The sequence below is a fragment of the Cognatishimia sp. MH4019 genome (assembly GCF_020177595.1).
Taxonomy (GTDB): domain Bacteria; phylum Pseudomonadota; class Alphaproteobacteria; order Rhodobacterales; family Rhodobacteraceae; genus JAHTBL01.
Genome location: NZ_JAHTBL010000006.1, coordinates 42,343 through 64,771 on the forward strand (window position 1 = coordinate 42,343; position 22,429 = coordinate 64,771).

Sequence of the window (22,429 nt, forward strand, 5' to 3'; positions counted from 1 at the left end):
TCCATGCGCGGGCTTGAGGATTTGGGCCGCGTCCGCCTGTCCAAGCACTTCTATATGCGCGATTTTCTCTATTCCGAGATCGGCAATAGTCACCAGATTCAGAACATCCCCGATGACCCCGATCTTGCGATCTCAGCAGGTCGCAAGCTTTGCGAAACGCTTCTGGACCCATTGCAGGATACCTTTGGACGCATCGCGATCCGCTCTGGCTTTCGCTCTTGCGAGCTGAACGCTTATGGCAACGCAAACAACCTCAATTGCGCGCGCAACGATGCCAATTATGGCCACCATATCTGGGACCGGCTGGACAATGGCGTGATGGGCGCGGGCACCTCGCTTGTCATCCCTTGGTTTGCCGACCGCTATGATCAGGGCCGTGATTGGCGCGATCTGGCGTGGTGGATTCACGACCATCTGCCTTATTCCGACATGTGGTTCTTCCCGAAGCTGGCGGCGTTCAACCTGAGCTGGCGCGAGGCGCCGAACCGCACGATCTCCAGCTATATCGCGCGAAAAGGCAAGCTGCTGGCTGCCGGAGCCGACCCTGACGAACCCCTCGCCAAACGCCAAAAACGCTACGCTGATTTTCCGCCCTTTCGCGGCATTGAATACCCATGAGCACCCCGCTAACCTGCGTGCAATCGCTTGCAAGGATTGATCCATGAGCCTGCCCAAAACCCCGTCTTTCCGCCTTGAGGGCCGCACCGCTCTGGTTCCCGGAGGCTCGCGCGGCATCGGCCTTGGATGCGCCATGGCGCTGGCCGAGGCTGGTGCCCATGTAATTGTCGCCGCGCGCGGCGCCGAGACGGTGACCGAGGCTGCAGATGCGATCAATGCCGCTGGCTATAAGGCGACCGGTCACACGCTTGACGTCGGTGACCGCGCCGCCGTTGAGGCGACATTTGCCCAGTTCGGCCCTATCGACATCCTGTGCAACTCCGCCGGTATGGCGCGCCATGGACCCGCCTTGGAAAGTCGCGAAGACGACTTTGACGCGGTGGTGAACATCAACCTCAAAGCCGCCTTCCATCTCGCGCAGACGGCGGCGAAACAGATGGTCGGGCGCGGCGGCGCGATCCTGCAAATCTCCAGCCAGATGGGCCATGTGGGCGGCATCGACCGGTCCGTCTATTGCGCCACGAAACACGCGGTGGAAGGCATGACGAAAGCCATGGCCATCGAATGGGGGCCAGAGAATATCCGCGTCAACACGATCTGCCCGACCTTCATCCGCACGCCCCTGACCGAAGCGACGTTTAACGATCCCGTCCGCCGCGCCTGGATCGACGAAAAGATCAAACTGCCGCGCGTGGGAGAGGTTGAAGACATCATGGGCGCGGTTGTCTTCCTCGCCTCTGATGCAGGCGCGATGATCACGGGAACATCGCTGCTGATCGACGGCGGCTGGACAGCTGGTTAAATGCCTAAACCCAAGATCACCTCGCTTGATGTCGCGGCCAAGGCAGGCGTCAGCCAGTCTGCGGTCAGCCGTGTCTTTTCAGGCGCGTCGGCGAGTAAATCAACCGTCAAGAAAGTGCGCGAAGCAGCCGATCAGCTGGGCTACCGGCCTAATGTCCTGGCCCGGTCGCTGATTACCGGACAGTCGAAAATCATCGGCCTCGTCGTGGCCTATCTCGACAATCAGTTCTATCCTGACGCGTTAGAGCGCCTGTCGAACGCGCTGCAAGAGAAGGGCTACCATATCCTGATCTTCATGGCGTCTGGTCAAAGCACAGATGTGGAACGCGTCGTCGGAGAACTCCTTGATTATCAAGTAGATGGCATCATCACGGCCTCTGTGGGCATGTCGGATGAGCTGACCAAACGCTGCGAAGCTGCAGGCATCCCCGTGGTTCTGTTCAACCGTGGCCAAGACGATCCCCGCCTCAGCCAAGTGACCTCTGATAACCGGGCCGGCGCGCGCAAGATAGCCGATTTCCTGATCGCTGCAGGACACGAGCGGATCGCCCATATCAGTGGCTGGTCTGGCTCCTCCACTGGGCGGGAGCGGCAGGCCGGGTTTATCGACGCGCTCGCCGCTCATGAGATGGAGCCTGTCGCCATTGCGGACGGTAAATTCAAACGCGATGTGGCGGCCGAGGCCGCGCTCGACATGGTAATGACCGCAAAGCCCGACGCCATATTCGTCGGCAACGATCACATGGCTTTCGCCGTGATCGACGCACTGCGCCACACTGCCGGACTGACCGTTCCAAACGATATCTCGATCATTGGCTATGATGATGTGCCCATGGCCGCATGGCCTTCCTATGATCTGACGACGATGCGTCAGCCGTCTGGGCAGATGGTTGAAGCGACGGTCGATACGCTTCTCGCTCAAATCGCCGACCGCAGTGTCGCGCCGCAGAAAACCGCGATTGACGGGCCTCTGATTGTCCGAGGTTCTTCTCGCAAACCAAAGGATATGTAATGCACGGATTTAATAATCGTTTCAAAGACTTCCCTGACTATATCCTTGGGATTACGCAAGAAATCTGGGAAGATCGCGGTCTTGGCGCGCGGATGAAAGACTATTACCACCCTGAGGTGATCGTTCGCATGCCGGGCGGCATCTCCCATGGTGAGCCCGCCTCAACCGCGGCCACAATGGCCACACTGGTCGAATTTCCCGACCGTCAGCTGATGGGTGAGGACGTCATTTGGTCTGGCGATCCCGAAGCCGGGATGCTGTCGTCACACCGTATCATCAACACCGCGACCCATAGTGGGGACGGCGCCTTCGGTGCTGCGACAGGTCGCCAGATCACCTATCGCGCCATCGCCGATTGCTATGCGAAAGACAATATGATCAGCGACGAATGGCTGATCCGCGACAATGGCGGGATTGTGCGGCAACTGGGGTTTGATCCGAAAGACTGGGCGCGCGCTAAGCTCGAAAGCATGAGCGATTTCAATCCGATGCGCCCCGAAATTGACGTCGAAGGCCCCTATATGGGCAAAGGCAACGACAACGAATGGGGCGAAACATATGCGGCCCTTCTCACCCGTACCATGGGGGCAGAATTTTCCGCGATTCAATCCGAGTATGACCGTGCATGCTCGGTGCATTATCCGGGTAATGTGAACGCTCATGGGCGCGCTGCGGCTGACAAGTTCTGGCTCGGCCTGCGTTCTGCCTTTCCATCGGCAACCTTTACGGTCCACCACCAGATCGGCCGCGAAGACCCGATGATGCCACCTCGCGCCGCAATCCGCTGGTCGCTTGACGGTACCCATGATGGCTGGGGCTGCTTTGGTGCGCCAACCGGCGCGAAAGTGCATATCATGGGTATTTGCCACGCCGAGTTTGGACCATGGGGCCTGCGCCGCGAATACGCGCTGCTCGATGAAACAGCGGTTTGGATGCAAATTCTGCATCACAGAGGTTAATCATAGACGCTGCCAGATATAGCGTAACGTGCAGCGATCTAATCAAAATCCATGTTTGACCCGGCACATCTTGGGTTAAACCTTGACCGCTTCCACCACATTCAGGCAATTTCTTGCCGACTGGATAGGGGGGATTCCATGCGTTTTTCACTGGCTGCCGCCACATATGTTGCAACCGCTTTGGTGGCAGGCACCGCCGCCGCTCAGGCTTGCGGTGGAAGCTATACCGTGACCAGTGGCGACACGCTTTCTCAGATCGCCAATGAGCTCTACGACGACTCGCGCAAGTGGTCTGTCATCTACAACACCAACCGCGCGCTGATCGGCGACAGCCCGAACCGCGTTCAGGTGGGTCAAAACCTCAACATCCCTTGCGTTGGTGGATTGCCGGTTCTGGGCGGCGCACTCACCGCAACCGCCGCCCCGGCAACCACCTCGCCGGTCGGTCAGCGTCCCGCGCTAAGTGCATCCAGCTTGCGCTTGCTGACTGCAGGCGACTTCGCGCCTTTCACCGATGAAGAGCTTGAGAATGGCGGGTTGATCACCGAAATCGTGGACGCCTCCATGCAGAATGCAGGCGTCGGAGAATACTCGATCAGTTGGGTTAACGACTGGTCGTCGCACCTTGACCCGCTGCTTAGCAATGCGATGCTGGATGCAGGCTTTCCTTGGTACAAGCCCGATTGCGATGGCGATCCGGCCAATTATCGCTGCGAAAACTTCCACTTCTCGGACCCGATGTTCGAGATGTTGATCCTGCTTTTCACCACGAACGCCAACCCGATCACCTTCAACTCTGACGCCGATATTGTCGGCAAAACGCTCTGCCGTCCGGCGGGGTATTTCACCCATGATCTCGACAAGAATGGGCGCAATTGGGTGAAAGAGGCCAAAATCACGCTCAAGCAGCCCGACAGCGTTGCCGATTGTTTCGAGATGCTGACCGATGGCGATGTGGACGCTGTGGCGCTGAACGAATTTACCGGGCGCACCGCGATCAAGGATCTTGAACTCGGCGGCCGCGTTGCCCCCGTGCAGAGCCGCCCGCTGTCGATTGAAGGGCTGCATGTGCTGGTCTCCAAGAACCATCCGAACGCGGAAAACGTGATGGCGGCGATCAATCAGGGCCTCGATGCGATCAAGGAAAACGGGACCTATCAGCAGGTCATCAACCGCCATATGTCCCGCATTTGGTCCGAGCTATGAGGGCAGCCGCCACCGCCTTCGCTCTCCTGCTTCCGGGCGCTGTTTTCGCTCAAGGCCAATGCGATGTTCCGCACAGGATTGCCGAAGGGGAGACGCTTTTTTCCATTGCAGATCAATACTATGGCGACTTGAACAAATGGTCGGTGATCTATTACGGCAACCAGAACACGCTCCCCGCAGGCTTGCTTGATCTGCCCGCCGGCGTGACCGTGACGATCCCCTGCCTACCCGGTCAAAGCCCCGCCGATCCCACACCGCTCCAGACGACAAACGCGGAAATGATGATCCTCACCGGCTCCAACTACGCGCCCTTTGCGGACCGCAGCTGGATGGGCCAGGGCATGGTGACCGAGCTGGTCAACGCCGCGATGGAGGCGACGCCAGAGCCTTTGACCTATTCCATATCGTGGGAGGATGACTGGTCCCAGCATCTGTTCCCGATGCTGGATTCCGGTGCGCAATTCGACATGGGCTTTCCGTGGCTGCGACCCAATTGCGATGAAAATCCGGACAATGAGCGGTGCGCGAATTTCCATTTCTCCGATCCGCTGGTCGAAATCCTCGTGTTGCTTTTCACTCGCACTGATGCGCCCGTGCAGTTCGAAGATGACGCCGACCTGCATGGCCGTACCATCTGCCGCCCCGCGGGGTATTTCACCCATGATCTCGACCGCGCCGACCGCCGTTGGATCAGCGACGGCCTTGTCACCCTTGTGCAAGCCGAAAGTCCTGAGGCGTGTTTTGCCGCGCTCATGGACGGCTCCGTCGATGCGGTCACGGTAAACGAGTTTCTGGGCTGGACCAAAATCCACGAGCTTGGCCTGCAAGGGCAGGTCCAGCCCGAACAGCGCCCCGTCTCCGTCGAGGGCCTCCATGTCGTGATCTCCAAGAAGCACTGGCGCGGCACCACACATCTCTACCGCTTCAACGCAGGCCTTGCCGCCCTGCGCCAAACCGAGCGCTATAACGAGATCGTCACCCGCCACCTTGGCACCTTTTGGGAGCAGCTCAACTAGGCTGAAAATCGCGCGCATGCAGCGGATTTCGAGTGCAGCGCCCGGCGGCTTTGGCTAACGTCCCAACAATGCAATTCCGGGGGAGGACCGCACGCCATGACCAGTATCAAGACCACCCATGTGGGCAGCCTGCCGCGCACACAGAAGGTCGTCGATTTCATCTTCGCCCGCGAGCACGGCAAGGACTATGATCAGGCCGCATTCGACGCGACGATGGCCGAGGCTGCCGGTGAAACCGTGCGCCAGCAGGTCGCCGCGGGTATTGATGTGGTCAGCGATGGCGAGACCTCAAAGATCAGCTATGCGACCTATGTGAAAGACCGCTACACTGGCTTTGACGGCGACAGCCCGCGCAATGCGCCGGCTGATCTCAAGCAGTTTCCGGGCTTCCTGAAACGCCTTGCCGATGATGGCGGCACTCCGCAATACGCGCGGCCGATGTGCGTCGGTGAAGTGAAGTCGAAAGGGCAGGGCGAGCTGGAAAAAGACCTTGCCAATCTCAAGGCCGGGATGGCGGCCCATGGCGCCTCGGAAGGGTTTATGAACGCAGCCTCTCCCGGCGTTATCTCTTTGTTTTTGCAAAACGATTACTATCCCACTCGCGACGCCTATCTGGCCGCTCTGGCAGATGCGATGCGCGAGGAATACCGCACCATCGTGGATGCAGGCATCATGCTGCAGCTCGACTGCCCCGACCTCGCCCTCTCGCGCCATATGCTGTTCAATGACCTGAGCGACGCCGAATTTCTCAAGATCGCCGCCTCCCATGTGGAGGCCCTGAACGCAGCGCTTGAGGGCATTGACCCGTCCCGCGTGCGCTTGCACATCTGCTGGGGCAATTACGAGGGGCCGCATGTCTGCGATATCGACATGGGCAAGGTTTTCGCCACTCTGATGAGCGTCGCGCCACAGCAGATTTTGTTCGAAACCTCCAACCCCCGACACGCCCATGAATGGACGGTGTTCCGCGACCGTGCGTCGGAAATCCCCGATGACAAGATCCTTGTGCCGGGCGTTGTGGACAGCACCACGAACTTTGTCGAACATCCCGAACTGGTCGCTGAACGTGTCGCGAAATTTGCAGGCATCGTCGGGGCAGACCGCGTGATCGCGGGCTCGGATTGCGGCTTCGGCACTTTCGCGGGGTTTGGTGCGGTTGATCCTGCTATCGCCTATGCCAAGCTGGGTGCGCTCAGCGAAGGCACAAAACTCGCCTCTGACCGGGTCTGATCCATGAACGAGCCGCTCGTCCTTCTTCCGGGCATGATGTGCGACGCGCGCCTTTTTACCCCGCAGATCGAGGCATTCTCGGCAGACCGCGCTGTGATGGTGGCCCCGGTCACAAAAGGCGAACGGATTGGGGAGATTGCCTCGGACGTGCTGCAAGCCGCGCCCGCCAAGTTCGCGTTGGCGGGCCTTTCCATGGGCGGCATCGTCGCGATGGAAGTGCTACGCCGCGCGCCCGACCGTGTCACACGCGTCGCATTTCTGGACACCAACCCGCTGTCGGAAACCCCGCAGGTGGCCGCTGCGCGCGAGCCGCAGATCATCGGTGTTCGCTCAGGCCGCTTGCAAGAAGTGATGCGGGACGAAATGAAGCCCAATTACCTTGCGCCCGGCCCGCGCCGGGTGGAGGTGCTCAATACAGTGATGGCGATGGCAATGACCCTTGGACCCGAGGTTTTCGTGCGCCAGTCCCGCGCGCTGCAACGCCGCCGCGATCAGCAACGCACCCTGCGCGGCATCAAAGTGCCGACGCTTGTGATGTGCGGGGCCCATGACGCACTATGCCCGGTGAAACGCCATGAGTTCATGGCCGAACTGATCCCCTATGCGCAGCTTTATATCGTGGCGGAGGCGGGCCATTTGCCGACATTGGAGCAGCCCGAAGAGAGCAACCATGTCCTGGCCCATTGGCTGAAACAGCCGCTGGTTCTGCAGTAGATATTGCGCTGCGGCTTCGCCGCATGGCCCCGCGGGGGCTCTGCCCCCGCACCCCCGGGATATTTCCAAAAAGCGAAGTGAGAGCGTGTCTGAGGATAGATGCGAAGGCATATTGGCCTCCGCTTCAAGACCATATTGGCCTCCGCTTCAACACGGTGTGGATTTAGGCGGCTGCGTTTTTGTTTGCAGGCTTTTTGGCCTTTTTCTTCGGCGCGCGCTGGTTGGCGTCGATGAAATCCAACACCAAGGGCCGGATATTGTGACGCCAGCTTTTGCCCGCGAAGATACCGTAGTGGCCAGCGCCTTCCTCTACATGAGAGGCTTTCTTGCTGTCAGGCAGACCCGTAAGCAGGTCAAGCGCCGCAATACACTGACCGGGCGCCGAGATATCGTCCAAAGCGCCTTCAACGGTTTTCACGGCGACATCTGTGATCTTCGAGATATCGACCTGATGACCATCCACGATGAACTTGTTTTGGGCAATCTCACGTTCTTTGAAGATGCGGTGCACTGTCGACAGATAGAACTCTGCCGTCATATCCATCACGGCGAGATATTCGTCGTAAAAGCGGTTATGCTTGTCATGATCACTTGCCTCGCCATGGGCAACCTTCTGAATTTGCTCAGAAAACGCATTCGCGTGACGCTCCCCATTCATCGAGATGAACGAGGCCAGCTGTAGCAGGCCCGGATAGACTTTGCGGCCAACGCCGGGGTATTTGAAGCCCACGCGTTGGATCATCATTTTTTCCAACTGACCCATGGTGACACGACGGCCAAAGTCGGTGACGTCGGTCGCGGCGGCATCTGGATCGACGGGACCCCCAATCAGCGTGAGCGTGGCAGGCTGCGCCTTGGGGTCCAGCTCGGCCAGATAGGCGGTTGCGGCCAACGCCAGCGGCACCGGTTGGCAGACGGCGATGACATGGGTGTCGGGGCCCATCTCGCGGATGAAATCCATCAGATAGAGCGTATAATCCTCGATATCGAACTTGCCTTCGCTGACAGGGATGTCGCGGGCATTGTGCCAATCGGTGATATAGACCTCGCAATCGACCAGAAGGCTTTTCACGGTCGAGCGCAGGAGCGTCGCATAATGGCCGGACATCGGGGCAACCAGAAGCACTTTGCGCGGCTTTTGCTTGCGCCCCGAGACGGCGAAATGGATCAGATCGCCGAACGGGCGCTCGACCACGGTTTCGATATTGACCAGATGATCCTTACCGTCTTCGCAGGTGAATGTGCGGATGCCCCAGTCAGGCTTGGCCACCATGCGCGAGAATGTGCGTTCCGTCACCTCGCCCCACGCCGCCATCATGTTCATCAGGGGGCTGGGGAACATCGCGACCGCAGGATAGGAGGCCATGGCCAGAGCAGACGCGCCCATCCATTGATTTGTGTTCCGCACCGTTTCCATGAGATCATAGGTCATCATGTAGCGCATAGTCGTCACTTTCTCGGGGTGGCCCCGGTTCAATTCGTCGCTTTGCCCCCCCGAACAGACGACGTTATTCTGCAGATGCAAACTAGGGGGAGAGGCTCGTCATGACAACTAAAGAATCCGGAACGGATCATCCTGACGCACCAAATCTAGAGAAACTCACCGAGAATCTGGAGCATGTAGAGACCCTCTCGAAGCGTCTGGTGGAGGCTTTGTCCCACAAGCGCCAGCTTCCCGCGTCGCTGCAAGGCCCCAATCAAGAGTTGTTTGCCAAGGCCGCGACGGCCTATGTGCAGGAGATGATGCAAAACCCTGCAAAGATCGTCGAGCATCAGATCGACTACTGGAAACAGACGGTCACACATTATGTCGAAGCGCAACAAACGCTCGCGAAAGGCAAGCTGGAGGCCCCCGAGGATCACACGCCCCGCGACCGACGTTTCAAGAATCCCCTCTGGGAGACGCATCCTTATTTCAACTTCCTCAAGCAGCAATACATGATGAATGCTGCGGCCGTGGATCAGGCTGTGGCCGATATCGATGGTCTGGACCCGGATGAGCGCAAGCGGGTCGAATATTTCTCCCGCCAGATCGTGGATTTGTTCGCGCCTACGAATTTCCTCGCCAGCAACCCCGACGCTTTGGAGCGCGCCGTTCAGACCGATGGCCAGTCGCTGGTGGACGGTCTTGAGAACCTCGTGGCCGATATCGAGGCAAACCACGGCGAAGTGCAGGTCAATCTTGCCGATAAGTCGGCCTTCACAGTGGGGGAAAACATCGCCACCACGCCCGGCGAAGTGATCTTCCGCAACCGTCTTTTCGAGCTGATCCAATACACCCCGACCACCGATCAGGTGCACCAGACCCCGCTTATTCTGTTTCCGCCCTGGATCAACAAATTCTACATCCTTGATCTGAAAGAGCAGAATTCCCTCATCAAATGGATCGTCGATCAGGGCTTCACACTTTTCGTGGTGAGCTGGGTCAATCCCGATGCCAGCTACCGCGACACGGCCCTCGATGACTATATCGAGGAAGGCTACCTGACCGCGATCCGCGAAGTGCAGGAAATCTGCGGCGTCAAGAAAGTGAATGTCGTGGGCTACTGCATCGCTGGCACGACGCTCAGCCTCACCATGGCGCTTTTGAGAAAGCGCGGCGAGGACCCGATCAAGTCTGCGACGCTCTTTACGACGCTCACTGACTTCTCTGATCAGGGCGAGGTGGGCGTCTTTCTGGATGATGACTTTGTGGACGGCATCGAGCAACAGGTCGGCAAGGATGGATATCTGTCTTCTTTCTTCATGTCGCGCACCTTCTCGTATCTGCGCAGCAACGACCTGATCTATCAGCCCGCCATCAAAAGCTACATGATGGGAGAGGCCCCACCTGCCTTCGATCTGCTCTACTGGAATGGTGACGGCACGAACTTGCCTGCGAAGATGGCCGTGCAATATCTGCGTGGGCTCTGCCAGGATGACAGATTTGCTCAGGGCGGTTTTGAGATCTGCGGAGAGACGGTGACCCTCGGCGACGTCAAAACCCCGATCTGCGCCATTGCGTGCGAGACCGATCACATCGCCCCGTGGGACAACTCCTATCGCGGCGTCCAGCAGATGGGCAGCGCCGACAAGACCTTCATCATGTCCCAATCCGGTCATATCGCCGGGATTGTAAACCCGCCCAGCAAGAACAAGTATGGCCACTATATAAACGACGACCTCAGCCTCGATGCACCTGCTTGGCAAGAGGGCGCGACCTTCCACGAAGGAAGCTGGTGGCCGCGCTGGGGCAAGTGGCTTGCAGGGCGCTCTGGCAAGAAGGTGAAGGCCCGACAGCCGGGCGATTCGACCCACCCAGCCCTGTCTCCGGCCCCCGGAACTTACGTTACGGCAACGCCAAGCGACTGATTTTTCGCCTTTTTCCAGAAATATGCTGCAGTGCAGAAAAAAGACTTGAAATGCTGCACCGCAGCATGCATATTCTTTGCAAGCGCAACGAACGCGGGATTGGCCCGCAAGTGCTAAAGGAGCGAAGAAAATGGCTAAGACACAAGATTTCACCGCTGTCATGAAAGACATGATGGGCGCATTCCCCGTTGACACAGCGGCTATGCAGGACGCGTTCAAAACGTCCGCAACTCTGAACGAAAAAATGTCCAAAGTGGCTCTGGAAGCTGCTGCGAAGTCCAACGACCTGTCCGCCAAGTGGACCAAGGACACGCTGGCCAAAGTCACCGAGCTGACCAAAGTCAAAGAAGACCCGGCTGACTACACCAAAGCCATGACCGATTTCGCATCGGCCTCTGCTGAAACCGCAGCCGAGCACATGGCCGCTTTCGCCGAGATCGCGAAAAAAGTTCAGATGGAAACTGTCGAGTTGATGATGGCTGCTGGCAAAGACGTTGCTGAAGAAGCAACGGCTGCTGTCAAGAAAGCAACCAACGACGTCACGACCGCTGCGAAAAAAGCCGCAGCCAAGTAAGTCGACTTTCTATACGCGCCGCATTTCCTCCCTAATCGGCGTGAATAGCTGGGCGGGCTCTTCGGAGCTCGCCCTTTCTTTTTATGTGCAACCGCAGTAGGCTTTTCTGCATTGCCGCAAGACGGGGAGACTTCGGGTGGCCAAAAACGACAAACCGCTACTAATCAAGCGCTACGCCAGTCGGCGTTTATACAATACCGAAACCAGCGATTACGTGACGCTCGAAGATATCGCGAGCTTCATTCGCGAAGGCCGCGAAGTTCAGATCGTCGATCTGAAGTCCGGCGATGACCTGACCCGACAATATCTTCTGCAAATCATCGCGGAACATGAAAGCCGCGGCGAAAGTGTGCTGCCAGTGACCGTGCTGAACGATCTGGTACGCAGCTACACCACGCAAGCCACCAGCGTCGTGCCGCAGTTCCTCGCCATGTCCTTCGAGATGTTGCGCGACGGGCAGTCAAAAGCGGTCGAGAACATGTCCGCCATGAACCCGATGTCGAAAATGCCCGGCTTTGAGGCCATGCAGGCCCAGCAACGTGCCTTCATGAAAGCCATGACCGGCGGCATGGCCGGACAATGGAGCGGCCCATCCGTCGACGCGCCCGACGCGGAAGAGACAGAGAACCTGGAAGAGATCAAAAAGCAGCTGGCCGAACTGCAGGCGAAGCTGTCGAAACTCAGTTGATGAATGCGGTCAGGCGGCCAACAAAGCTGCCTGCCGTCCACGCACATCTGGCAGAACCGATGGCCCATAGGCGCCAGGGTTGTCCGCCAACTCCGGAAAGATTGCAAAAAGCTCATCCCGTGCGGCCTGTTCCAGCGTCGACAGGCCAGCCGCGCCGGGGTGGAAGCTTTCTGTTGCCACGCCTTCGGCAAAGATAATCTCGTGGGTGTCAAACAACAGGTGGTGATAGCAGACCGTCCCGCCTTCCTCGCGTAGGATCGTCTCGCCATTTACCAGATCTTTCGCGGGCACCAGCACGGCATCGGCACCAAACCACAATTGCGACCGCCAGTCGCTGATCTGCATCCGGTGCTGCGGTGAAACCCGCAGGGCCCGCGGGTTCCCGATCGCCTGCGCCAGAAACAGGATTGGCGCCAGACGACCGATTGCGGGCAGCTCCCGATGTGCACGCCAGCGCACGGGTTGCGGGCCATTGGTATCGGTGAGAACCAAATCGCCCACGGCAATATCCTCGATCCGCCGCAACCCGGTCGGGGTCGCAATCAATGTGCCCGACGCAAAGCAAATCGGCGTTGCATAGCTGGAGGCTGCAAAGTTTGGCCCCTCAAATGTGCGCGTCACCGTCAACGGCACGCCGACCGGTGGGAACCCTCCCGGTCCGCCGATAAAAGCCAGCCCTTCGACTGTTGCATAAGACGGCGAGCTGTTGTTGACGTTGAAGCCGACCACCGTCCAGGTATTCGTCCCGTCGCTCAGCTCCAGCCCGTATTCCGCCTCCACGACAGACCCGTCTGCATAGGTCGTCCCGTCAATCGCCTGTGCGCCGTTCAGCACCTGGCTGCTGTCGCTGTCTTGAAAGTCGCTGTCATTGTCCGTGATGCTGATGGCCCGCCACGCCCCGGAATTGAGCGTGATCGTCGCCCCGTCCAGATGCGATCCATCGCCTTGATTGACACCATCCAGTACCCCGCCAACGATGGTCAGGTCACTTTCGTCCAGAATGTAGATGTCATAATCCATCAGGAACCAGCTTTGATCAGTACTCAATCTGGATGCTAGGAGGGAAGTAAGACGATTCTAAGTGGGAATTTCGGCGATTTTGCAGCTCTGACGAAACGTCAAACGTATGGCTCAATGCCATACCCGAGCCATACGCAAACCATACCCGAACCAGACAGGCTGTCAGGCGACCTCGGAAAACACCTGTTTGAGCGCCTTTTGCAGCTTCTCGAACATCTCATCCATCTGCGCATCGGTCATGATGAAAGGCGGACAAAGCACGATGGATTGCCCCAGCGGACGACAGATCAGCCCGTGATCCGTGCATGTATTCGCGATCCGCTCGCTGACCGATAAGTCACTGGAAAAAGGCGTTTTTGTCGCCTTGTCAGCCACCGCTTCCAGCGCGCCCATAAAGCCCTTGCTACGTGCCTCACCGATATTGGCGTCCGTCGCGATCTCTGCCAATCCAGCCTCGAATTTGGGTGTCAGACGGACGACATTTTCCATCAAACCGTCGTTCAAGATCACATCAATTGCTTTCAGTGCAATCGCTGCCCCCACCGGATGCCCCGACGCGGTAAATCCATGTGGGAATTCTTCAATCTTTTCCGAGGCTTCCTGCAATCGCGCCGTCAAATCCGGCCCCAAAATCACGGCCCCCATCGGAAAGTATCCCGCTGTCAGATTTTTCGAGCTGATAATCGCATCCGGCACAAAGTCATACGTCACGCAGCCCCACTTCGTTCCGGTGCGTCCGAACCCGCAAATCACCTCGTCCGAGATCAGCGGAATCCCGTGCTTTTTCAGCACTTTATGGATTGCCTGAAAGTAGCCCTCAGGTGGTGGAATGACCCCGCCTGCGCCGATTACAGGCTCTGCAAAGAACCCGGCAATCGTGTCTGCACCTTCGGCGTTAATGGTTTCTTCAAGCTCTTGTGCCAATCTGCGCGTGAATGCGGCTTCCGTTTCGCCCTCAAGCCCCTCGCGCCAGTAATGCGGGCAGGTCAGATGGATAAACCCTTCAAAAGGAAGGCCAAAAACCGAATTATAGGGTTTGCCCGTCATCGAGGCCGACACAGCAGTCACCCCGTGATAGCCATTCTTCCGCGTCAGGATCTTGCGCTTTTGCGGATGGCCTTCGCTTTGATTTAGAAACCAGAGCATTTTGACCATCGTGTCATTCGCCTCTGATCCGGAGTTGGTGTAGAACACCTTTCCGTCCTCAAACGGCGACACCTCCACCAATTTTTCAGACAGCATCACTGTCTGATCTGACATCCGCCCAAAGAACGCGTGATAGCCGGGGAATCGGTCATATTGTGCCTTCGCGGCCTCAGCCAACCCGGGGTGATCGAACCCCGCAACCATGTTCCAAAGCCCTGAATTTGCGTCCAAATATCGCCGTCCATGGACGTCTACGACATAAGGTCCTTCGCCATGGGTCAGGACGACCGCCCCGCGATCCTGCACCGTCGGCAGGTCAGTAAATCCGTAAAAGGAATGCGCATCCGCGCGGGCTTCCCAGCTGTTGGGCGCATGGTCTTTCATGGGGCACCTATGAGTCGATTGCCCTCACGCTAGACCCGCGCCCTTGCGGGATCAATCGCTCAAGTGCCGTAGGCGCGCGCAGGTTCCGCAACGGCGTCGGAGGCCCCGACCAAGGCAGCGATCACCGCGTCCAGTTCGTCTTTGGTCAGCCGTGCTGGTAGACGCACATCGCAGGCCCGCATCAACATCGCGCGAGTGCGGGGCAGATCGGGTTGATCGCCCAGAAACTGCCAGTTCCAGAAAGCCCGCGCATTGTCCGTCGACAGGCCAAAGATTTGCACCTTCACGCCGCGCTCGGCAGCGCTCGCGGCAAAGGCTTTTGCTTGCGCGTCATCCATGCCGATCAGGTTGAACTGAATGCTGTCCGGCGCGCGGGCCTCGGCCTTCAAGGGCGGCGGCACATCCAGATTGTCGCATTGATTCAATGCATTGGCGACGTAGTCATGATTGGACAACCCATCCCGCACCCGGCGCGGCACCTCGGCCAGTTGAGGCCGAATGATCGCCGCCGACAGGTTCGACAGGCGCTGGTTATAAAGCGGCAGCTTGTTCTGCCAATGGGCGCAACGCTCCGCCATGTCGCCATGCTTTTTCCACGCATGCTCGTAAGCGCCCGACATGATGATCGCCCGCGCGGCAAGGTCGGGATCATCGGTGATCAGAATGCCGCCTTCGCCTGCATTCAGCAACTTATAGCTTTGAAACGAGAAACACCCGATCGCGCCGATTGTCCCGATATTGCGTCCGTTCCAAGTGGTCCCGAGCGAGTGCGCAGCATCCTCGATCACCGGCACGCCAGCCGCATCGGCCATCGCCATGATCGCGTCCATATCAGAGGTATGACCGCGCATATGGCTGATGATGATCGCTTTGATATCGCCCGTTAACTTGGCGGCAAAGTCGTCCAGATCGACGCGGTAATTCTCTCCCACCTCGACCAGAACCGGTACGCAATCGGCATGAACAACCGCCGATGGGACGGCCGCGAATGTGAACGCAGGGATCAGAACTTTCGCGTCGCGCGGCAGGTCCAACGCTTTCAGCGACAAGAACAAAGCGGCCGAGCATGATGCCACGGCCAAGGCATATTTCGACCCCATCATCTGGGCGAACTCCTGCTCCAGCAGCGTGACAGGCGCGTCTTGCTCTGCAGTGTATCGAAACAGATCGCCGCTTTGCAAAAGCCGCTCAATCTCGGCGCGGGCGGCGTCCGGGATCGGTTCAGCACTATAGACGTCGGGGGCCTTGCTCATCTGCACGTCTTTCTTGTCGTTAGCGGCATGTTTTCATGCATTATATGACATGTAGCCGCAATGTGTAACGAAAAAGCGACCGCTCAAACGCCCAGCCGGTCGCGCAGGGCATACCATGTCATTGCCAGTTTCAGCAGCGGCGATTTGAACGCAGGTCCACCCGGAAAGCGCATCATCGGCAGGCCCGCCAGCACGTCCCACTGGTTCATGCGTCCGGCGATTGCGTCCGCCAAAACCCTCCCAGCGAACGTCGCCATCGCGACCCCGTGACCCGAATAACCCGAAGCGGACCACAAGTGCGGCTCGGGCCGGGCGAAATAGGGCAGGCGGGTCATGGTGATTGCCAGCGTGCCACCCCATGCATGGCTGATCGGGATGCCTTTGAGCTGAGGGAAAACCTGCTCCAACGGGCGGCGCACCTTTGCGGCGATATCCTCGGGGAAGCGGTAACCATAGCTTTCCCCACCCCCGAACAGCAGGCGATTGTCTTCGGTGCGGCGGAAGTAATTTACCACGAATTTACTGTCGGCCACGGCCACGTCGCTGGGCAAAATGGCCTCTGGATCGGGCAGAGGGTCAGTCGCAACGACGTAATTGTTGATCGGCATGACGCGGCTTGCAACCTTGCGGTTCAAGCCCCCCAGATAGCCATTGCCAGCCAGCAAAACCTCCTGAGCGATCACCCGGCCTTTATCTGTTTGAACAATGGGTTGCGGGCCGATTTTGATATGATGAACCGGGCTTTCCTCAAAGATCACAGCACCCGCCGCCTCGGCTTGTGCGGCCAGCCGCAACGCATAGCGCAGCGGGTGCAGATGCCCGCCCTGAGGCATGAACACCCCACCTTTGTAGCGCGGGGAGCGGACGTAGGCCTCAAGCGCCTTGCGGTCCAAGGGAACCATCGTCTCTTTACCATAAACCTTCTGCATATGCGCGGCCAGCGCGTGGCTGTCGCGCAGGTCAGAACGAGTCCAATCGGTATGCAAAAGGCCGGGGCGGAAGTCTTCTCCGGCGAGGTCTCGCGTGAGCCCCACAGCCTCAAGGCTCATGTCCCAAAGCAGCCGCGCGGTGTCAGCACCAAGCCGATCCTCCAGCGCCATTTGGTCCACGTTCCAACCAAGCCCGACCTGTCCGCCATTGCGCCCCGAGGCGCCAAACCCCGCGCGATGGGCCTCCAGCACGATCACGTCGATCCCGGCTTGCGCCAGATGTAGCGCGGCCGACAGCCCGGTATAGCCCGCACCGACAATGCAGACCTGCGCGCGCGTCTCGCCGCGCACGGGCGTGCGGGGGGCGGGCAGGTCGGTGCTGGCGGTATACCAACTGCCCTGCGGGTAGACCCCGGCGCGGTCATTGGCATAGAGCAGGTTCATACGTTCAGCAGCAGATGTTCGCGTTCCCAAGGGCTGATTTCTTGCAAGAACTCTTCGTATTCCGCTGCCTTTACAATGGCATAGACTCGCGCGAACTCTGGCCCCAGAATGTCGTGCAAACCAGTGGCGGCGGTGAAAAGATCAAGTGCAGAGTAAAGCCCGCGCGGGATATCCTCGGCCCCCGCATAAGCATCGCCAGTGCATTCCGGGCTGGGCGCACGCGCCTCGGTCAAGCCCAGATAACCGCAAGCCAACGAGGCCGCGATACCCAGATACGGGTTGCAATCCATGCCCGCCAGACGGTTTTCAACCCGGCGTGCTTCAGGCTCGGCGACCGGAATACGGATGCCCGTCGTGCGATTGTCGCGCCCCCATTCAAGGTTAATCGGGGCCGCGTGATCCTTTACATAGCGCCGGTAGCTGTTCACATACGGCGCCAGCAGGGCGATCACGCTGGGCAGATGGTTCTGCAGCCCGGCAATGAAATGCTGAAAGGCGGGCGTTTCGGAGCCATCGGCGTTCGAGAAGATGTTCCGACCGTCCGCATCCACGACAGAATGGTGCACGTGCATCGCACTTCCCGGCTCCCCTTCGATGGGCTTGGCCATGAAGGTTGCAAAGCAATCATGGCGCAACGCGGCCTCGCGGATCAGGCGTTTGAAATAGAAAATCTCGTCAGCCAGACGCACCGGATCGCCATGGCGCAGGTTGATCTCGACCTGGCCCGCGCCGCCTTCCTGCGTGATCCCGTCAATCTCGAAGCCTTGGGCTTCGGCGAAATCGTAGATGTCGTCGATGACGGGGCCATATTCATCGACAGCGCTCATCGAATAAGCCTGACGCGCAGCGGCGGGGCGTCCGGACCGGCCCATCATCGCCTCAATCGGGCGGGCCGGGTCGATGTTGCGGGCGACGAGGAAGAATTCCATTTCGGGGGCCACAACCGGGGTCCAGCCCTTGTCCGCATAAAGCTGGCAGACGCGTTTCAGCACATTGCGCGGTGCCATCGGAATGGGCGCGCCTGTCTGATCGAATGCGTCGTGAATCACCTGCAATGTCCAGTCGCCCGTCCAAGGCGCAGCGGTGGCGGTGCGCATGTCAGGCTTCAGGATCATGTCGGGTTCGGTAAAGCCAGCATCACCTGCGGCTTCACCCCAACCTCCTGCGATCGTTTGGAAAAAGATCGAATTGGGCAGGAAAAATTGCGACTGGCGCGCGAATTTCGAGGCAGGCACAGCCTTGCCACGGGCGATGCCGGGCAGGTCGGGGATGATGCATTCAACCTCGTCCAGCCGGTGGCCTTCCAGATAGCGTCGCGCGGCGTCGGGCAGATTGTCTTCCCAGCTCATGCGGGCACCTCGCGGTTTTTCAAAAACGCCGCGAGCATTGCCGCCACGCGGGCCTCATCATTAGGTGTTTCGACCGTCTCGGCGGCTTGCGCCATCAGATCGGCGGGGTATTTTTCCTGCCCCCGAAACGCCTCGAGATAGCTGGCCACCACAGGATTGCGGATCTCTGGATGAGGCTGCACGGTCATGATCCGGTCGCCATAGACCAGCGCGGCATTCTGGCAGAACGGGCTGGAGGCGATGGTCTTGGCGCCCTTTGGTCGCGCGACAACCTGATCCTGATGCCACGCATTCAGCGCGGCCTCCCCGAGACCGTCGAAGCGGTAGTCATGCCGCCCAATGGCCCAACCGCCTTCGAATTTCTCGACCTGGCCGCCCATGGCTTGTGCGATGATCTGATGACCAAAGCAGATGCCGATCATTGGGCGATTTGCAGCATGGATCGCGCGGATCAGGTCCTCCAACGGCGCAATGAACGCGTGATCCTCATAGGCACCATGGCGCGAGCCGGTAACAAGCCAGCCATCGGCGGCGTCGGGGCCGGACGGAAAGTCCATATCGACAACGTTGTAGGTCTGAAACGTAAAGCCTTGACCTTCAAAGATATGGTGAAACAGCGCGTCGAAATCCCCATGGGCGGCGTGAACCGCGTCGGGGGTGTGCCCGCATTGCAAAATGCCGATTTTCATCTGTGGCCTGTTGGTTTGTTGATGGCCCTAGCTAGAGCGCGTCGGTCAAACGCGGTCAAGCAGAACCGTCCGAATATCGGGCGGGGACATCTCAGAGAACTTTGCCAGCTCCTGACGTTTCGTGCGCGTGAGCATGTCGATCAGGAGCGGCGGGAAAAGCTGACCAACCAGCGGGTCGGTCGCGAAAAGATCAATCGCGCTGGCCCAATCCTCGGCCAGTTGCGGCAGCTTTTGCGCATAGGCGTTGCCGGTGACCGGGGCAGGTGCCTTGAGCTTTTTGACCAACCCGATATGGGCGGCCCCAAGGATCGCGGTGAGCAGCAGATAGGGGTTAATATCGCCGCCTGCCACGCGATGCTCGAACCGGCGGGCGACACTTGGCCCGTTGGGAATGCGCAACGCAACGGTGCGGTTTTCATAGCTCCAGCCGATCCCAGTGGGCGCGTGCGCTCCGGGCGTCAGACGAGCGTAGCTGTTGGCGTGCGGCGCAAAAAGCAGCGTTGCCCCGCGCATCGCGCGCAGGCATCCGGCCACCGCATGGCGCAGCGCATCGGTCCCATTTGGCCCGCCATCATCGAAGATATTGCGTCCCGCCCGCAGCACGGAGACATGCACATGCATCCCGTTGCCCGCCTGATCGGGATCGGGCTTTGCCATAAAGCTGGCCCGCATGCCCCATTTGCGCGCCAGACCTTTGACCATATGCTTGAACAGCATCGTGTCATCGGCGGCTTTGAGGGCGTCCTGATGGGTCAGCGTGACCTCAAATTGCCCCGGCGCGGCCTCTGAAATCGCGTCTTTCGCAGGGATGCCCATCGCCTCGCAGGCCTCATAAAGATCGGTGAAGACCTGATCGAACGCGTCCAGCTCCTGCAGGCTGAGCGTGTTGACTGTCTTGATTGGATTGCCCGTTTGTGGGTTCAGCACCGGGCCGCCATCGGCGTTGAAAAGCGTAAACTCCAGCTCGGTTGCGGCCATCACCTGCAAGCCATCGGCAGCGTAGCGACCCAGCACAGCCTCCAGCGCGTGGCGCGGGTCGCCCTCAAACGGTGCGCCGTCTTCGGTATGCATCACCATCGGCACCAGCATCGAGGGCGTGGCCAGCCACGGCATCGGCACTGCCCCGCGCGAGGAGGGGCGCAGCATGCCGTCCCGGTCGCCAGTCTCGAACACCAGCGGGCTGTCCTCGATATCGGCACCGAAGATGTCGAGGTTCAGGACCGACAGCGGCATTTTCAGCGTGTCTTTATCCGGGTCAAACGCGCCCGCTGCGCGCTTGCCGCGCAACTGGCCGTTCAGATCGACGACAGCGAAACGGGTCGTTTGCGGGGCCATCAGCGGATGATCTGCGGGCGCAGACGCAGCTTGGGGCGTTCGCCGGGCAAATGCCGGTTCAGATGGCGATTGGCCAGACCGAAGAGGCCGATGATGAGCAACGTGAGCAGGATGAAATAGCCTGCAAGGATCGGGTAGGGGATGAATGGGTTAAACGTCTTATCGGCGAAGTAATTGGCATAATAAAGCGCGTCACCGCGTTGCTGCCATGCGGGAAAACCGCTGAAAAAGACCAGCGTTGTGGCATGAAAGAGAAAGATCGCCTCGTTGGTGTAGGCGGGCCAGGCGAGGCGCAACATGGTGGGGAAAATCACCCGGCGGAAGCGCTTCCAGCCAGTCATGCCGTAGGCGTCCGCCGCTTCCACATCGCCCTTGGGGATTGACCGCAGCGCGCCGTAGAAAATCTCGGCCGAGTAGGCGGCGGTGTTCAGGAACAGAACGATCAGCGCGCCCATCCAGGCCCGCGTCAGCCAGCGCGTTTCGGCCGTTAGTTCGACAAAGCCGAGGTTGAGGTCGATGCCGACTTTGGGCAGCAGCACAAAGGTTTCATAGGCCAGAAAGAACTGGATAAAGAGCGGAGAGCCCCGGAAAAGCAGGATGAACCAGTTTGCCGGACGGCGCGCCCATGGGCTGCGCGCGTTCTTGGCGCAGGCGATGGCCACTGCAAGAAAGAAGCCGAAAATCAGTGCGAGGGCACCGAAATAGACGTTCCACAGCATGCCGGATCCGATCAGGGTGAATTGCTCACACAGGGTAAAATCCGAGCGCGGCAAAAGGCGTTCGCCGTAGCCGATGGAGCGTAGTCCGTAGTCTTGGATGGTTTGCCAACAGCTCATGCTCCGGCCCTCATCGCTTCGCCGCCCGTGGTGGCCTGGCCGTGCGAGAGGCGGCGCATGAGGCGTTCCAACACGATTTCGGAAACCTTGGTGAAGGCCAGATAGAAGACCAGCAGGAACAGGAAATAATAGATGCGCCAGTCTGGGTGGGGATATTCAAAGACAGAGGTTTTCATGCCGCCCAACTCGCGCGCCCAATAGACGATGTCTTCGACCCCCAGCAGGAACAGCAGCGGCGTGGCCTTGATAAGCACCATCCACAGATTCGAGAGGCCGGGCAACGCATACACCCACATTTGCGGCACTAGCACGCGCCAGAAGGTCTGGCGCGGGGTCATGCCATAGGCTTCTGCCGTTTCCAGTTGCGGACGCGGAACGGCGCGCATGGCCCCGAACAGGACATTGGCCGCGAAGGCCCCGAAAACGATGGCGAAGGTCAGCACGGCAAGGCTGAAGCCATAGCTTTCATGGACCCATTGCGGGGCTGTGCCGAGGGGGAGTTTTGCCTGCGCGCACACAACGAAGTCGTTTCCTTGGCGGACAGGCTGGTCCCAGTCCGGGCATTTCACCTGGTGGCGCGTCCACTCGAATGCCTGGTCCAGCGCAATGACGAAAAATAGAAAGAACGCAATATCTGGCACGCCGCGCACGATGGCGATATAGATCTTGCCGATCCAGCGCAGGGGGGCGATGCGCGACCGCGCCGCAGAGGCCCCCGCGAACCCGAAAGACAGCGCGACAGGCGCGGTGATCGCCAGCAAAAGCAGGACCGTACCGAAAGACGCGTAGAAGGCCATATGCTTCCCGTTGGTCAGGTAGCAGGCAAACCATTGAGCGGTTTCTAGCGTCGAAGGGTCAGTGCAAAAGCTGAAAAT

Annotated in this window: 21 protein-coding genes; 11 read left to right on the forward strand and 10 right to left on the reverse strand. The window is 59.2% G+C overall.

Annotated features, from left to right (window positions below):
- The first annotated feature begins 3 nt into the window (after positions 1-3).
- From KUW67_RS11685 to KUW67_RS11720, 8 genes are all read left to right on the forward strand, one after another.
- Complete coding sequence (locus KUW67_RS11685) at positions 4-618, forward strand: hypothetical protein (RefSeq protein ID WP_224825680.1); 615 nt, start codon at positions 4-6, stop codon at positions 616-618.
- A gap of 43 nt (positions 619-661) precedes the next feature.
- Complete coding sequence (locus KUW67_RS11690; protein ID WP_224825495.1) at positions 662-1,420, forward strand: SDR family NAD(P)-dependent oxidoreductase; 759 nt, start codon at positions 662-664, stop codon at positions 1,418-1,420.
- A complete protein-coding gene (locus KUW67_RS11695) occupies positions 1,421-2,431 on the forward strand; it encodes a LacI family DNA-binding transcriptional regulator (RefSeq protein WP_224825496.1) in 1,011 nt (336 codons plus the stop codon).
- Entirely contained in the window at positions 2,431-3,390 is a 960-nt protein-coding gene (locus KUW67_RS11700) for an ester cyclase (protein ID WP_224825497.1), read from the forward strand. Before KUW67_RS11695 ends, KUW67_RS11700 begins: the two co-directional genes overlap by 1 nt.
- A gap of 138 nt (positions 3,391-3,528) precedes the next feature.
- Entirely contained in the window at positions 3,529-4,596 is a 1,068-nt protein-coding gene (locus KUW67_RS11705; RefSeq protein ID WP_224825498.1) for a transporter substrate-binding domain-containing protein, read from the forward strand.
- Positions 4,593-5,612: a transporter substrate-binding domain-containing protein gene (locus KUW67_RS11710; protein ID WP_224825499.1), complete on the forward strand. Its 1,020-nt coding sequence runs from the start codon at positions 4,593-4,595 to the stop codon at positions 5,610-5,612. Before KUW67_RS11705 ends, KUW67_RS11710 begins: the two co-directional genes overlap by 4 nt.
- A gap of 96 nt (positions 5,613-5,708) precedes the next feature.
- Positions 5,709-6,842 carry a cobalamin-independent methionine synthase II family protein gene (locus KUW67_RS11715; protein ID WP_224825500.1) on the forward strand — a complete coding sequence of 378 codons (1,134 nt, stop codon included), beginning with the start codon at positions 5,709-5,711 and terminating at the stop codon, positions 6,840-6,842.
- A 3-nt stretch (positions 6,843-6,845) separates the two neighbouring features.
- The gene (locus tag KUW67_RS11720; protein WP_224825501.1) at positions 6,846-7,556 is read left to right on the forward strand and encodes an alpha/beta fold hydrolase; all 711 of its coding nucleotides are present in this window, start codon (positions 6,846-6,848) and stop codon (positions 7,554-7,556) included.
- A gap of 163 nt (positions 7,557-7,719) precedes the next feature.
- Here the strand turns inward: KUW67_RS11720 and phaZ are convergent, their stop codons facing one another.
- Positions 7,720-9,000, reverse strand: a complete 1,281-nt coding sequence (gene phaZ / locus KUW67_RS11725) for a polyhydroxyalkanoate depolymerase (RefSeq protein WP_224825502.1) — start codon at positions 8,998-9,000, stop codon at positions 7,720-7,722.
- A gap of 101 nt (positions 9,001-9,101) precedes the next feature.
- Between phaZ and KUW67_RS11730 the strand changes: the two genes are divergently transcribed.
- From KUW67_RS11730 to phaR, 3 genes are all read left to right on the forward strand, one after another.
- On the forward strand, positions 9,102-10,907 hold the full coding sequence (locus KUW67_RS11730; protein WP_224825503.1) for an alpha/beta hydrolase: 1,806 nt from the start codon (positions 9,102-9,104) through the stop codon (positions 10,905-10,907).
- Between the two features lie 130 nt (positions 10,908-11,037).
- Entirely contained in the window at positions 11,038-11,481 is a 444-nt protein-coding gene (locus tag KUW67_RS11735) for a phasin family protein (RefSeq protein WP_224825504.1), read from the forward strand.
- Positions 11,482-11,617: 136 nt separating this feature from the next.
- Entirely contained in the window at positions 11,618-12,169 is a 552-nt protein-coding gene (gene phaR / locus KUW67_RS11740; protein WP_224825505.1) for a polyhydroxyalkanoate synthesis repressor PhaR, read from the forward strand.
- Between the two features lie 9 nt (positions 12,170-12,178).
- On the opposite strand, the gene KUW67_RS11745 is transcribed toward phaR, so the two are convergent.
- The 9 genes from KUW67_RS11745 to KUW67_RS11785 all read right to left on the reverse strand — a co-directional run bounded on the left by KUW67_RS11745 (position 12,179) and on the right by KUW67_RS11785 (position 22,429).
- Positions 12,179-13,216, reverse strand: coding sequence for a Hint domain-containing protein (locus KUW67_RS11745; RefSeq protein WP_224825506.1), 1,038 nt, complete (start codon positions 13,214-13,216; stop codon positions 12,179-12,181).
- Positions 13,217-13,351: 135 nt separating this feature from the next.
- The gene (locus KUW67_RS11750) at positions 13,352-14,719 is read right to left on the reverse strand and encodes an aminotransferase (RefSeq protein WP_224825507.1); all 1,368 of its coding nucleotides are present in this window, start codon (positions 14,717-14,719) and stop codon (positions 13,352-13,354) included.
- Positions 14,720-14,778: 59 nt separating this feature from the next.
- Positions 14,779-15,972: a DegT/DnrJ/EryC1/StrS aminotransferase family protein gene (locus KUW67_RS11755; protein ID WP_224825508.1), complete on the reverse strand. Its 1,194-nt coding sequence runs from the start codon at positions 15,970-15,972 to the stop codon at positions 14,779-14,781.
- 83 nt (positions 15,973-16,055) lie between these two features.
- Entirely contained in the window at positions 16,056-17,345 is a 1,290-nt protein-coding gene (locus KUW67_RS11760; protein WP_224825681.1) for an FAD-binding oxidoreductase, read from the reverse strand.
- A complete protein-coding gene (locus KUW67_RS11765; RefSeq protein WP_224825509.1) occupies positions 17,342-18,694 on the reverse strand; it encodes a glutamine synthetase family protein in 1,353 nt (450 codons plus the stop codon). Before KUW67_RS11765 ends, KUW67_RS11760 begins: the two co-directional genes overlap by 4 nt.
- Positions 18,691-19,383, reverse strand: a complete 693-nt coding sequence (locus KUW67_RS11770; RefSeq protein WP_224825510.1) for a type 1 glutamine amidotransferase — start codon at positions 19,381-19,383, stop codon at positions 18,691-18,693. The genes KUW67_RS11765 and KUW67_RS11770 overlap by 4 nt, the downstream gene beginning before the upstream one ends.
- Positions 19,384-19,428: 45 nt before the next feature.
- Positions 19,429-20,718 carry a glutamine synthetase family protein gene (locus KUW67_RS11775; RefSeq protein ID WP_224825511.1) on the reverse strand — a complete coding sequence of 430 codons (1,290 nt, stop codon included), beginning with the start codon at positions 20,716-20,718 and terminating at the stop codon, positions 19,429-19,431.
- On the reverse strand, positions 20,718-21,554 hold the full coding sequence (locus KUW67_RS11780) for an ABC transporter permease (protein ID WP_224825512.1): 837 nt from the start codon (positions 21,552-21,554) through the stop codon (positions 20,718-20,720). The genes KUW67_RS11775 and KUW67_RS11780 overlap by 1 nt, the downstream gene beginning before the upstream one ends.
- The gene (locus KUW67_RS11785; RefSeq protein WP_224825682.1) at positions 21,551-22,429 is read right to left on the reverse strand and encodes an ABC transporter permease subunit; all 879 of its coding nucleotides are present in this window, start codon (positions 22,427-22,429) and stop codon (positions 21,551-21,553) included. Before KUW67_RS11785 ends, KUW67_RS11780 begins: the two co-directional genes overlap by 4 nt.

Excerpts from the sequence above, each read along its gene's own strand:
- KUW67_RS11685 (WP_224825680.1), top strand. The coding sequence starts at position 4 with ATGCGCGGGCTTGAGGATTTGGGCCGCGTCCGCCTGTCCAAGCACTTC.
- KUW67_RS11690 (WP_224825495.1), top strand. The coding sequence starts at position 662 with ATGAGCCTGCCCAAAACCCCGTCTTTCCGCCTTGAGGGCCGCACCGCT.
- KUW67_RS11695 (WP_224825496.1), top strand. The coding sequence starts at position 1,421 with ATGCCTAAACCCAAGATCACCTCGCTTGATGTCGCGGCCAAGGCAGGC.
- KUW67_RS11700 (WP_224825497.1), top strand. The coding sequence starts at position 2,431 with ATGCACGGATTTAATAATCGTTTCAAAGACTTCCCTGACTATATCCTT.
- KUW67_RS11705 (WP_224825498.1), top strand. The coding sequence starts at position 3,529 with ATGCGTTTTTCACTGGCTGCCGCCACATATGTTGCAACCGCTTTGGTG.
- KUW67_RS11710 (WP_224825499.1), top strand. The coding sequence starts at position 4,593 with ATGAGGGCAGCCGCCACCGCCTTCGCTCTCCTGCTTCCGGGCGCTGTT.
- KUW67_RS11715 (WP_224825500.1), top strand. The coding sequence starts at position 5,709 with ATGACCAGTATCAAGACCACCCATGTGGGCAGCCTGCCGCGCACACAG.
- KUW67_RS11720 (WP_224825501.1), top strand. The coding sequence starts at position 6,846 with ATGAACGAGCCGCTCGTCCTTCTTCCGGGCATGATGTGCGACGCGCGC.
- phaZ (WP_224825502.1), bottom strand. The coding sequence starts at position 9,000 with ATGCGCTACATGATGACCTATGATCTCATGGAAACGGTGCGGAACACA.
- KUW67_RS11730 (WP_224825503.1), top strand. The coding sequence starts at position 9,102 with ATGACAACTAAAGAATCCGGAACGGATCATCCTGACGCACCAAATCTA.
- KUW67_RS11735 (WP_224825504.1), top strand. The coding sequence starts at position 11,038 with ATGGCTAAGACACAAGATTTCACCGCTGTCATGAAAGACATGATGGGC.
- KUW67_RS11750 (WP_224825507.1), bottom strand. The coding sequence starts at position 14,719 with ATGAAAGACCATGCGCCCAACAGCTGGGAAGCCCGCGCGGATGCGCAT.
- KUW67_RS11755 (WP_224825508.1), bottom strand. The coding sequence starts at position 15,972 with ATGAGCAAGGCCCCCGACGTCTATAGTGCTGAACCGATCCCGGACGCC.
- KUW67_RS11760 (WP_224825681.1), bottom strand. The coding sequence starts at position 17,345 with ATGAACCTGCTCTATGCCAATGACCGCGCCGGGGTCTACCCGCAGGGC.
- KUW67_RS11765 (WP_224825509.1), bottom strand. The coding sequence starts at position 18,694 with ATGAGCTGGGAAGACAATCTGCCCGACGCCGCGCGACGCTATCTGGAA.
- KUW67_RS11770 (WP_224825510.1), bottom strand. The coding sequence starts at position 19,383 with ATGAAAATCGGCATTTTGCAATGCGGGCACACCCCCGACGCGGTTCAC.
- KUW67_RS11775 (WP_224825511.1), bottom strand. The coding sequence starts at position 20,718 with ATGGCCCCGCAAACGACCCGTTTCGCTGTCGTCGATCTGAACGGCCAG.
- KUW67_RS11780 (WP_224825512.1), bottom strand. The coding sequence starts at position 21,554 with ATGAGCTGTTGGCAAACCATCCAAGACTACGGACTACGCTCCATCGGC.